The organism is Rhodococcus sp. 24CO (assembly GCF_050586165.1).
Classification (GTDB): Bacteria; Actinomycetota; Actinomycetes; order Mycobacteriales; family Mycobacteriaceae; genus Rhodococcus_F.
Map to the genome: position 1 here is coordinate 89,892 of NZ_JAZFNF010000011.1, position 11,786 is coordinate 101,677.

The window sequence follows — 11,786 nt, forward strand, 5'->3', positions numbered from 1 at the left end:
CGACAGTGAGATCTGCCCCACAAGGGAAGATGGAGCCATGAGAACCCCGGTTACCCGCGAACGTGTCATCTCTGCCGCCGCCGAACTTGTGGACAGCAAAGGCCCGGACGCACTGGTTCTCAGCCAACTAGCCGACACCCTCGACGTGCGGCAATCAGCTCTCTACAAGCACGTTGACGGCGTTGACGACGTCCAACACCAGCTCAGTCTCCTTGCCCGGAAACTGCTCACCCAGCACCTTCGCGACGCCGCAGTCGGCCTCTCCCGCGACGACGCCGTCATGGCACTCGCCGATGCCTGGCGCGAATTTGTTCGCATCCACCCCGGGCTGTACGCAATCACCGACCGCTACCCCACCGCTCCACACGCTGACCTCGTCGCCGCTGTCGGAGAAGTTGTCGACGTCATCAACCGAGTCATCGCCGGATACGGCCTCGGTGATGACGACTCGGAGCAGGCAGCGTGGTCGTTGCGAAGCGCATTGCACGGCTTCTGCGTCTTGGAATCCCAAGAAGGTCACCCCGCCGGCACGGATCCCGATCGTGCCTATCGGCGGCTGATCGAACTTCTCTGCGCTGGAATCAGTCGAATGTAGGTATGCACGAACGACTGTCGGATCTAGACACGGAAACCCAACCCGAACGTGACCTGCCCGTCCTCGTCGACCTCGTAGATTTCCACGCCCTCATCCACGTGCGGGGCATCCGAACCGAACGCGACAGCCACCTTTGAACTTGCGTTCCTGGTCATATCCAACACCAGTTCCACGGCCTCGGCCGGCGAGAAGTGCTCGCGCACTGCATCGATGACGTCGGACTGGATGTAGCCGGGTTGCCACACCATCGCGTCAGCCAGCGCCAAAGCTGCCTTGTGACGATTCGACAGCCCGCTGTCCTGGTAGTTGTCGACCTCGTCGAAGAGTGCCTCGTCGGCACCTGCCTCCAGCGCAGAACTCATTCTCAGAGACTTGCACAATCGACAATTATGTTGGCGGGCTTGGCGCAGCCGCACCAGTTCGGTGGTGACCGGATCGAGAACCCGCAACCGCGCGACGCTGCGCGAGAATTCTGCACTGCCCACCGACAGTTCTGTTTCGTGCCATTTCCTTGTTTCCCGCGACTCGATTGTCGACGGCCCGAACAGCAGGTCCAATGCATGCAGCAGCCGCGGAAACCAGTCCGCCACATATACCGCAAACACGAATTCCTTGGCCTGCGAACCCAACTCGTTCAACATCGCGGCGCGCAGATCGTTGTCGATATTCGATACGTCGACGCTGAACTGCTCGGCAAAATCGCGTGCTACCGAGCCCTGGGCGGAGCCAGACTTCGACGGCAACGGCAAGGCCGACAGCGACAAAGCCTCGGCGCAGGTTGAGCGCACCTGCGCATCGAGGGCTCCGGCACTACTGAAGATCATGCGGTACAGCACTTCTGACACTTCCGGTGCGTATCGAGAAAGCGCCTCTTCAGCGTCGATGCCAGTTGACTTGCTATACCCGTCCATAAATCGACCCCATCCAGACCGCGCACAGTGCCTGCGTCGCCGCAGCCACATCAGCAGCCTCTTGATCACCGATCCAGTAGCGATCACCCATGCGGGCAATGCTTTCCAACAGAACAAGCGCAAGCATCCGACTGTCGGCACCAACCGGCGCCCGGCCGGATGCCCGCTCCGAGTCGATCACTGCGGCAACGGGTTCGACGAATCCTTCCAACCCGTGGTTCCAGAGGTCGTCCACCCCGGGGTCCGATGATCTGGCGTCGCGCATTGCCCGGAACAAATACGGGTGGCGCATCCACGTGTCACGGACCGCACCGATCATCTGCCCGACTTGCCGCGCGGGATCATCAGTCCCACCCGAGTAGATTGCCGATGCTGCTGCAACCTCTTCGTCCACCACCTTGCTCAGTTCGCTGACTGCCGCAGCTTTGTTGTCGAAGTAGAAGTAGAAGGCCGAACGGGTTACTCCGGCAGCCTTGGAAATATCGCGGACATTCAGTTCACGGAGAGTTGTTGTCTCCAAAAGGTTTTCCAAAGCACGAAGAATCGACTCGCGCCGAAGTTCACCTTTGTCCGACCTTCCGGCATCAACACCCTCTTGTACAGCCGATTCCACAATCCACCTTCACGTCGATCAGTTTGTGAGCCGAACCACATCGTATGGACATTTTTGACACGTGTCAATAGTTCCGGATCCAGCGCATTCAACGACCGGACAGGCTCAGTCCCACTCACCGAGACCAGCGTTATCGCACCCACTTCACATGCTGTTGCCTCTCCATCATTCGCTGTCACAGACTGGCAATCCTGCAGTGCACCTGGTGATTTCATTCCACAAGTGCCGCACCACTATCACCCAGACAAAGGATTCACCATGACGAGTACCGTCCCCCCCGTCACCGAACACCCGAGCGCGCCCTTCCCCTGGCCTCGCCCTCCGATTGACCCGCCGGCCGAGTACCAGTGGTTGCGTGAGAACGCCCCCATCACGCGAGTCGAGATCTTCGGTGGCGAATATGCCTGGCTCGTAACCCGTTACGACGACGTTCGCTCGATCCTGTCCGATCCGCGAGTCAGTGCAGACAGCCGCAAACCTGGATATCCCCGATTCGGCGCACCACCCGAATCCGAAGACCAGCGACTTTTCTTGCGGATGGACGGAGCTGAGCACGAGATCTTCCGCAACCTGCTGGCCAAGAACTTCACGCTCACTGCGATGAAGAAGATCCGGCCGGCGCTGCAGGAACTCGTCGACAGCACCATCGACGCGATGCTGGCTACTCCCGAAGGCCAGACCGACTTCGTGAAGGCCGTTGCACTCCCCATCCCGAGCACGGTTCTGAGCTGGATCCTGGGCGTGCACGCCGAGGATCGCGCGTTCTTCAACAAGGCCGCCGACGAGGCACTGATGGCCAACGACCTCACCAACCCTGACGCCATGGGTCGCGCCATTGCAGCCATGAACGATCTACGCGGGTACATCCGCAAGATCGCGAACGAACGCGCAGCACTTGATGATCCGGGTGACGACATCATCGGCCAGCTGGTGGCCGCCGAACGCGCGGGCACCATCACCATGATGGACGTCGAGAACTCCGGATTCCTCCTCATCATCGCCGGGCATGACACCACTACCAACATGACGGCCCTCGGTATGTACACGTTGCTACAGCACCCTGAGCAATGGGCGCAGATGCAGGAGAGCCCGACTCTGGTCCGCAACGCCGTCGAAGAACTGCTGCGCTACCTGACCGTCGTCCACCTTGTCATCCTCCGATCGTCGACCGAGGACATCGAGATCGGCGGCGTCACCATTCCCGCGGGCGAAGCCATCATTCCGCTCAATCTGTCGGCCAACCGCGACGACGCCCACTTCCCGGGAGCGGACGCACTCGACATCCACCGAAAAGCACGTGACCACTTCGCTTTCGGCTACGGCGTTCATCAATGCATCGGCCAGGCACTGGCTCGTCTCGAGCTGCAGATCATCTTCGAAACCCTCGCTCGCCGGGTGCCGACGCTGAAACTGGCCGCCCCACCCGAGGAATTGCAGTTCAAAGCGTGGTCCGGCATCAACGGAGTCTTCTCACTCCCCGTCACCTGGTAATCAACCCCTTACGTCAGGAGTATCACCCATGATCAGTTTCACCGGTAAAACCGTTGTCCTCACCGGTTGTTCGTCCGGAATCGGGGCTGAGGCCGCCACCAAACTCGCCGCTCTCGGTGCCCGCGTCATCGGTGTCGACCGAGTCACCTCGGCCGACAACTCAATCACCCAGATGATTATCGGCGACCTCTCGACCCAATCAGGTGTCGCGGACATCGCCGCGCAGATCGACGGCCCCGTCGACGTGCTGATCAACAACGCCGGCGTCGCGGCAACACTGCCGTGGCGAACCGTCATGTCGATCAACGCACTCGCTCCGCGCGATCTCACGCGCCTCCTCCTACCCAAGTTCGCCGTCGACCCGGCAGTGGTCACCACCGCGTCGCAGGCAGGTTTCCTGTGGCAGCAGAACTTTGCCCGGCTCAATGCCTTTCTTGCCATAAATAATTGGGACGACGCCCTCGAATCTCTCGCAGATTTCCCCGGTATCGACGAGGTCTGCTACAACCTCTCCAAGGAAGCCGCCATCATCAATGCGGGGAACCTGGCCGTGGACGGCAAGCACATCGGACTACGTTCCAACTCCGTCTCCCCCGGTACAGTCGGCACGCCGCTCCTGAAGGACTTCACGGCCACCATGGGCGACGCGGCCATTTCCGGTGCCGTCACCTGGGCAGGCCGTCATGCCCGGCCAGGTGAGATCGCCGACGCCATCATCTTCCTCGCATCCTCCGACGCGGCGTGGATCAGCGGAGCAGACATCCCGATCGACGGCGGATTCAGCGCCATGATCTTCCGTTCGTACATCGCGCCGGCCATGGCCGCGATGGCCGCCAGCGCCTAGTCAGGAGAACTACTATGAGCACCGACAACGAATTGATCTCGATCAATCCGGCGACTCTCGAGGAAGTGGGGCGCACCGCCGTCACCACACCGGCCGAGCTCGATGCGAAAGCTGTTGCCGCCCAGTCCGCATTCCAATCCTGGCGAACCTCGAGGAGCACCCGGCAGGGTTTACTCGCTGCCTGTTCCTACGAATTGATGCGTCAGTCCCCGTCGATCTCCGCCCTACTCACCGCGGAGCAGGGTAAATCTCTCACCGATTCGAGCGGTGAAGTCTGGATCTCGGCCCGCTGCCTCGCGCACTTCGCCCGCCTCGACTGGGCGGACGAATCACAGGCCCCACCGTCGCCGATACGCGAAGCGCGAATTCAGCATCGCCCATTGGGCGTCGTTGCGGCTATCGTGCCGTGGAACTTTCCGATCTTCCTCATGATGGCCAAGATTGCTCCCGCACTGGCCGCGGGCAATACAGTCCTGGTCAAACCTGCCGAATCGGTGTCGTTGGTAGTCGGAGAGGTTGTCCGCATCCTGCAGACCATTCTTCCCGAAGGCGTGCTCGACATCGTCTACGGCGGAGCCGATACCGGGAAAGCGTTGATCGAACACCCTGCCGTGCGCAAAGTCTCGTTCACCGGATCCACGGGGGTTGGCAAGGCGATCATGAAGCAGGCCGCCGAAACTATCACCCCGGTCACCCTCGAGCTGGGTGGCAACGATCCCGCGATCCTCCTCGACAGCGCAGATATCGATTACGCCGCAGGATTTTTGGCACACTCCGCCTTCTTCAACAGCGGACAGATGTGTATCGCCCCCAAACGTGCGTACGTGCCCGCCGACAAGGTCGACGCCTTCTGCGCCACATTCGAAGCCGTCATGTCGACCATGGTGGTGGGCGACGGGGCCGCAGCCGGCACCACGATCGGTCCCCTGCACAATTCTGCGCAACTCGAGTACGTGCAGGGTCTGCTCGACAAGGCCCGAGCTGACGGTGCAGACATCACCGGCGGAAGCCGAATAGACACTCTGCCCGGCTATTTCATGGAGCCCGCTCTGGTGCGCGGCGTCGACGACACCGGCGACATCGTCAAGTTCGAGCAGTTCGGTTTGGCATTCCCTGTCGTGGCCTACACCAACGTCGACGACGTTGTCTCCCTCCTGAACAGCCAGGAGTTCGGACTCGGAGCATCGGTCTGGGGAGAACAAGCCGCCGCGGTCGAGGTTGCCGAAAAGATCGACGCCGGTCAGGTGTGGGTCAATACCCACAACGCCCTCGAAGTCGAACTTCCCTTCGGCGGAGTGAAGAGCAGTGGCTTCGGGCGGGAAGGCGGCGAAGCCGGTGTCCACGATTTCCTGGAAACGCGGGTGGTGAGTGTAAAGCTGTAACGTACTGTGCGCCTTTGTCAACCGCCCGCGGTTGACAAAGGCGCAGAGCAGGGCTCAGTCGATCTGCAACGCTATGCCCTTGGTTTCCTTCACGAAGAACACCGTGACAAATGTGATCAGGGCGCAGAACACGAAGTATCCAGCCGGCGCAAGATTATTGTCGGTCACGCTGATCAGGTACGTCGCGATGAACGGCGCAGTACCACCGAGAAGCATGTTGGTGACGTTGTTACCCAAGGCGAGACCGCTGTATCGCACTGACGCCTTGAGCATTTCGACGTAGGTCACGTACGACGCACCGTTCACTACCGAGACACAGATGAACAGAACCGACTGACCGGCTACTGCAGCCCACGTGCCAGAACTCGCCATCAGCATGAACATCGGGACACCTAGGACGACCGACGCGGCACTACCGGCAAACAACACCGGACGACGCCCGTACTTGTCGGCCATGTAACCCGCGATGGGGAGTGTGATCACGCCGAGCACCAGGGCGAGCGACGTGGACAGGAATGCCACCTGCTTCGAATGTCCGCCAGCGGTCTGGAGGTACGTCGCGGCGTACACCGAAGCGATGTAGTAACCGCCCGTGATGAGCGCTCCGAGAAGGATGATCTTGACGACGCTGCCACCTGAACTGCGCAGCAGTTCCTTGATCGGGAGGGACTCGGTCTCACCCTTTTCCTGGAGCTCTTCGAACTGCGGGGTGTCTTCCATCTGGCTACGGATCCAAATACCGATACCACCGATCAGCAGGCTGAGCAGGAACGGCAGACGCCATGCCCATTCGAGGACCTGTTCTTCGGAGAACACCGACGTCAAGCCGAGTGCGATCAGCGAAGCCGCAAGAGAACCCAGGTAGGTTCCGGTGTTGACCATCGACGTCTGGGTTGCACGCCACCGCGCCGGAGCGGACTCGGAGACAAATGCGTTTGCACCGCCGAGCTCACCGCCGGCTGCGAAGCCTTGAAGGCAACGAGCCAACACCAGGATCGATGTCGCCCACATGCCCAACGTGGCATAGGTCGGAAGCAGACCCATACCGGCGGTGGCGATAACCATCAGCAAGATGGTCCAGGACAGCGCGTTCTTACGGCCGTACCGGTCGCCGATATGACCGAAGAAGATTCCACCGGGAACACGGAGGAAGAAGGCCACGGCAAACGCCGCGAAGGTACCGAGCAGCGCTGCATTCGGATCGGACGACACGAAGAACAGTGCGGCGATGGTGGTTGCCATGTATCCGTAGATACCGAAGTCGTAGTACTCGACGACGGTACCGACGATGGCCGCGCGAATCACCTTGACGGTGGACTGGCGTTCGACTGGAGCGCCACTGTCTTCGACGCCGCCCTCGGCGCGCGCCATGGTCTCATTCTCTGACATGTTGATCCCTACTGACTGAAGTCGTGCAGCGCAAACGATAGACGTCAGGCGTGCGCAATGGAATTGACCGGTACGCCCGCGGCGTCGGCCTTCGTGAAACTCGCCGCATTGCGTCCCGCAATACGACCCATGGTCAGAGCGTTTGCAACCGCGTTGCCACCGCCCACATATCGCAGTCCCAGAATGCCGGCACCGGCCTCACCGGCGGCGTAAAGTCCCTCGATCGGAACACCGGTTTTGCCGAGAACTGCTGCACTGCTGTTGATTTCCAATCCCGCGTGTGTACACACCAGTTCGGCGGGAAGGATCTTGGCCGCGTAGAACGGCGCAGTGTCGATCCGGTCCGGATTGCCGACCGCACCTTTGTTTCGCAACGTGCGGTGACGCAGGAAGTCGTCGTCGTATCCGTTGGGCAATTGCTCGTTCCAACGATCTACCGTTGCCGTCAACGTCGGCGCCGGTACGCCGATCAGTTCGGCGAGTTCCTCGACCGTATCGGCTCGGAGAGTGCGGCCGGCTGCAGCTTCTTCGGCGACACGCTCGGGGTTCCAGTCTGCATAACCGGGGGTCTGAGTCACTCGGGCGTTCTCGTCGAAGATCATCCAGCCGTAGCCGCCTTGGCGGTCGATGATGCCCGTCGAGACCGCGTACGACGCGTCCTCGTCCATAAACCGCCGACCGTTCTGATTGACGTTGACCCGGGACTTCGGCGGGAAACCGGACTGCCAGTGATGGAACTGCTGGAAGTAGACCGTCGGCATGATGAGGCCCCAGCCGTCACCTGCAACCGACGCGTCGAGATCCTCGGCGAACCGCAGGTGATCGCCGCGACTACCGTTGGCAGCAACGACGAACAACGACTCGTCGGCTTTGTTGGCGTCGGGGAAATAGCGATCGATCAGAGCCTGATCCTGAGCGAAGCCGCCGGAAGCAACGACGACAGCACCGGCCGGAACCTCGATATCGTCGGCTACTACGCCGACAATCCGACCGTCTTCCTCGATCAGCTTCTGCACCCGCGTCCCGAAGATAACTTCGATGCCGTGCTTGCGCCGAGCCTTGTCCAGTACCTGAATCAGACCGTATCCCTGGTCTTTCGGAACGTGGCCGCGCCACACATCTTCGACTCCGGCCTGTGCCAGACCCGGTTGATGGGCGTTACCCGAGATCGCGGCCGGGATCTCGACGCCGAGGCCGATGAGCCACTCGAGCGTCGGTGCGGCATTTTCACAGAACGCACGAATCAATCCGGGTGCAAGCACCCACTGGTTGAGATCCATGTAGTGCTGGAAGAACTTCTCCGCGGTGTCCTCGATACCCAGGCCTGACTGCACACTCGTGCCGGCAGCAGTGAAGATGCCGGCGGAAAGTGCTGTCGAGCCGCCAAGTTCGGTCTCGGATTCGAACAGCAGCACGGAAGCGCCCTCTTCGGCTGCTGATACCGCAGCTGCGAGTCCCGCTCCGCCGCCACCGATGACAACAACATCCCAGTGATCACTCACGAAAGTTCTCCAGTCTCCGCAATGATGCGGTGGTACAAGCCGTTCGAGACCAGTCCGCCGTCCACAGTGATTTCGGTTCCACTGATGTACGTCGACTTGTCGGACAGCAGGAACAGAACGGCCTCGGTGATCTCGTCCAGAGTTGCCATGCGGCCGAAGGGAACCGACTTCAGTGACGCGGCAACAAAATCACTTGCTCCACCGAGCAAGTCCGTACCGACCAAACCCGGGTGCACCGAGTTGACGCGAATTCCCCACTGCGCAAAGTTGCCCGCCGCTGATTTCGACAGCCCGGTCAGGCCCCATTTACTCGACGAGTAGGCCGGCGAGAAGTACCCGACCTGACCGGCGATGGACGAGATGTTGACGATGGATCCGCCTCCGCTCTCCTGCATCAACGGAGCCACCGCCTTCATGCCGTAGAACGGCCCGAAGAGGTTGATCTTCATGGTCAGTTCCCAGATGTCATCAGGAGTGTCCATGAATTCGAGTCGCCGCGAGATACCGGCATTGTTGATCAGTCCACCCAGTTCACCGTGTGCAGAGCGGATTTCGTCGACAACCCGGGCCCACGCTGCGGGGTCGGTGACATCGAGCGAATGCGCGGACGCCGAACCTCCACCTGAGATGATCTCCTCGACCAGATCGGAGGAATCCGCCACGTCCGCGATGCACACGTGGGAACCGCGTGCCGCCAGCGTGCGCGCGTGGTGTGCTCCCATGCCTCCGGCACCACCCGTAACCAGAACGACGCCAGGATAACTCGTGTGCTCAGACATGCCGCGAACCGCCGTCGACGGCAATGCTGTGACCGGTCACGTAACGCGCGCTGTCCGAGAGCAGGAACAGCACCGGGCCGAAGACCTCTTCCGGGGAGCCCAAACGGTGCAGCGGCACAGCGTCGAGCGCCTTGGCAAGTGCGGCCGGATCTTCCTGGACCCACTTGGTCATTGCGGTATCGATGTATCCGGGTGCAATGGAGTTGACACGAAGTCCCTTGTCGCCGAATTCAACTGCGAGAGATTCGGTGAGGTGCGCGACGGCAGCCTTCGACGTGCAGTACGCACCGCGACCCTTGCGGACGCGTAGAGCGGAGACCGAGGACATGTTCACGATGGCACCACCGGGCTTCATGTGGCGCGCAGCGGCCTGAGCTCCGTACAGGACGCCTTCGACGTTGACGCTCAAGGTCGCACCGATCTGCTCGGGCGTAATCTCCTCAGCCAGCGCAAACGGGAAGATACCTGCGTTGTTGATCCAGAAGTCGACCTGTCCGAACTCCGCGAGCGCCAGCTTGGCCAGCGTCTCGTGATCGTCGGGCTTGGTGACGTCGACGCGGACACCGATCACACGGCCGGGCTTGTCCGCCAAGGATTTTGCACTCAGTGCAGCGTTGATCGCCTGGGCCGTTTCCAGCATCTGCTCTTCGTTGATGTCTGCACCGACTACGTTGACTCCGCGTGACGCCAGACCTTCCGCGAATGTCGCGCCCATCCCCTGGGCAGCGCCGGTCACTACGGCAACCTTGCCTGCCAGCTCCGGATACACCGCCGACATTTGCGTGACAACGGTGCGGCCCGGGTTGGTCTGATCAACGCTAACGGTCATGATATTTGATCTCCTAGATGAATTCTGTTGTGCACAAAAACTTGTGAAAGACGGTTAGGGATTACGTGGCGCGTCATCGCGGGACACGACGCGGCGGACGATCTTCCACTCGTCACCGACTCGAATCACTCGATCGGTGATCGTCGTCATCCGAACCAATCGTGTGTCTCCACCGCGCTTGGTCGCGACGATCTGCAGGTAGCCGCGCACCGTCAACTCGGCTTCGTCTGCCGTTTCCACCAACAGGTTGGTAATCACGTGCCGGTGAACCTCGTCAGCCGCTTCGGCTCCGGAGTGGAACCGGCCGGCAAAGGCTTCGAGATCCGAAGAACCGACTACCGGTTCCGGATAGCTGGGCGAATGGAACTCACCGTCGACCGTAAATGTTGCCGCCCAATCCCGTTGCCGCCCAGAGTCGATGAGATGACTCTGCAGTGCATACAACTGGTGGATTGCGGCAACGTCGCCGGCCGCCGCTCCGCGGTAGTCAGTCATGAGGATGTTCACTCCGAAAAACACTGCGATGGACTCCCTCGAAGGGGCTTGCCCACCTGTCGAATGTGTGCGATAATCGCACAGGCTGTGCGATATGAACAAAGCGTAGGTGGCCCACCTCACAAACGTCAAGGAGAGAACTCGATGCGCGAACTCAGCGATGACCATCGACCCCGAATAAGCCCAGTTCAAGTGGACTCCGGCATGTCGAAAACTCTCCATCACGGACTCGAAATTCTGGAGCTCCTCACCTCCTATCCGCACGGGCTGTCTGTCACAGACATCGCCGACGGCATCGGAGTTCACCGAACCGTCGCGCACCGACTCATCCGGACTCTCGAGGCACATCACTTGTGCCGCAAGGACACTTTCAAGCGCGTCACACTCGGCGCGGGACTGGTCACCCTCGCCGAACCGGTGGAGCAGGATTTACGAACCCTCGCCCGCCCGATCCTCGAAGAACTTGCCGACGCCACCGAAGCCACGGCGCACCTCGTTGTTCGCGAGAGCGAGACCGAAGTTCGCGCACTGATGGTCGTCGAGCCGCGCAGCGCACGAATGCACGTCGCCTTCCGTCCCGGCCAGGTCGATCCGATCGACCGCGGCTCCGCCGGCCTGTCCATGCTCGCCTCACTCCCACCCGTCGACGGCGAACGAGACGAAGTACGTATTGCTCGCGCGCGCGGCTACGCGTCGACGATCGGCGAAATCACCCCTTCCGTCCACGGCATCTCGGCGGCAGTTCCCGGACGCCGCGGCGACGCCATCACCAGTATCGGAATCTCCGCATTCCACGCCGACGACCAGGACGCACTCGGCGCGGAGGTTATCGCCGCCGCACAAAAACTGGGAAGCTTGTTGCGCTGATCGCCCACAATGTCGAGCCTCGGGAATATCGCAGGCTCGACATTGTTGAGTCAGCATGAGATAGTTGAACAATCAACTACCTGAGCGCA

The 11,786-nt window shown here is 60.9% G+C and carries 12 protein-coding genes; 5 read left to right on the plus strand and 7 right to left on the minus strand.

Annotated elements, in window-relative coordinates; translation table 11 throughout:
• Positions 1 to 37 precede the first annotated feature (37 nt).
• Positions 38 to 595: a TetR/AcrR family transcriptional regulator gene (locus V2B23_RS25710; RefSeq protein ID WP_430952891.1), complete on the plus strand. Its 558-nt coding sequence runs from the start codon at positions 38 to 40 to the stop codon at positions 593 to 595.
• Positions 596 to 618: 23 nt separating this feature from the next.
• Here the strand turns inward: V2B23_RS25710 and V2B23_RS25715 are convergent, their stop codons facing one another.
• The gene (locus V2B23_RS25715; protein WP_430952892.1) at positions 619 to 1,440 is read right to left on the minus strand and encodes a carboxymuconolactone decarboxylase family protein; all 822 of its coding nucleotides are present in this window, start codon (positions 1,438 to 1,440) and stop codon (positions 619 to 621) included.
• A 52-nt stretch (positions 1,441 to 1,492) separates the two neighbouring features.
• Positions 1,493 to 2,038, minus strand: a complete 546-nt coding sequence (locus V2B23_RS25720; RefSeq protein ID WP_430952893.1) for a TetR/AcrR family transcriptional regulator — start codon at positions 2,036 to 2,038, stop codon at positions 1,493 to 1,495.
• A gap of 339 nt (positions 2,039 to 2,377) precedes the next feature.
• Between V2B23_RS25720 and V2B23_RS25725 the strand changes: the two genes are divergently transcribed.
• The 3 genes from V2B23_RS25725 to V2B23_RS25735 are packed head-to-tail and all read left to right on the plus strand — an operon-like array spanning position 2,378 to position 5,836.
• Positions 2,378 to 3,610 (plus strand): cytochrome P450, encoded by a 1,233-nt coding sequence (locus tag V2B23_RS25725; RefSeq protein ID WP_430952894.1) that lies wholly within the window; start codon positions 2,378 to 2,380, stop codon positions 3,608 to 3,610.
• A 28-nt stretch (positions 3,611 to 3,638) separates the two neighbouring features.
• Positions 3,639 to 4,454: an SDR family oxidoreductase gene (locus tag V2B23_RS25730; protein ID WP_430952895.1), complete on the plus strand. Its 816-nt coding sequence runs from the start codon at positions 3,639 to 3,641 to the stop codon at positions 4,452 to 4,454.
• Positions 4,455 to 4,468: 14 nt separating this feature from the next.
• Positions 4,469 to 5,836 carry an aldehyde dehydrogenase family protein gene (locus tag V2B23_RS25735; protein ID WP_430952896.1) on the plus strand — a complete coding sequence of 456 codons (1,368 nt, stop codon included), beginning with the start codon at positions 4,469 to 4,471 and terminating at the stop codon, positions 5,834 to 5,836.
• Positions 5,837 to 5,890: 54 nt separating this feature from the next.
• Here the strand turns inward: V2B23_RS25735 and V2B23_RS25740 are convergent, their stop codons facing one another.
• Genes V2B23_RS25740 through V2B23_RS25760 form a run of 5 tightly spaced genes read right to left on the minus strand, consistent with a single transcriptional unit; the run spans position 5,891 to position 10,830 of the window.
• Positions 5,891 to 7,225, minus strand: coding sequence for an MFS transporter (locus V2B23_RS25740; protein ID WP_430952897.1), 1,335 nt, complete (start codon positions 7,223 to 7,225; stop codon positions 5,891 to 5,893).
• Between the two features lie 44 nt (positions 7,226 to 7,269).
• Positions 7,270 to 8,727 (minus strand): FAD-dependent oxidoreductase, encoded by a 1,458-nt coding sequence (locus V2B23_RS25745; protein WP_430952898.1) that lies wholly within the window; start codon positions 8,725 to 8,727, stop codon positions 7,270 to 7,272.
• Positions 8,724 to 9,506, minus strand: a complete 783-nt coding sequence (locus tag V2B23_RS25750) for an SDR family NAD(P)-dependent oxidoreductase (RefSeq protein ID WP_430952899.1) — start codon at positions 9,504 to 9,506, stop codon at positions 8,724 to 8,726. The genes V2B23_RS25745 and V2B23_RS25750 overlap by 4 nt, the downstream gene beginning before the upstream one ends.
• On the minus strand, positions 9,499 to 10,335 hold the full coding sequence (locus V2B23_RS25755; RefSeq protein ID WP_430952900.1) for an SDR family NAD(P)-dependent oxidoreductase: 837 nt from the start codon (positions 10,333 to 10,335) through the stop codon (positions 9,499 to 9,501). The genes V2B23_RS25750 and V2B23_RS25755 overlap by 8 nt, the downstream gene beginning before the upstream one ends.
• A gap of 54 nt (positions 10,336 to 10,389) precedes the next feature.
• Positions 10,390 to 10,830: a nuclear transport factor 2 family protein gene (locus V2B23_RS25760; RefSeq protein WP_430952901.1), complete on the minus strand. Its 441-nt coding sequence runs from the start codon at positions 10,828 to 10,830 to the stop codon at positions 10,390 to 10,392.
• Positions 10,831 to 10,974: 144 nt separating this feature from the next.
• Here V2B23_RS25760 and V2B23_RS25765 point away from each other — a divergent pair, with 144 nt between their 5' ends.
• A complete protein-coding gene (locus V2B23_RS25765; RefSeq protein WP_045064872.1) occupies positions 10,975 to 11,697 on the plus strand; it encodes an IclR family transcriptional regulator in 723 nt (240 codons plus the stop codon).
• Positions 11,698 to 11,786 lie beyond the last annotated feature (89 nt).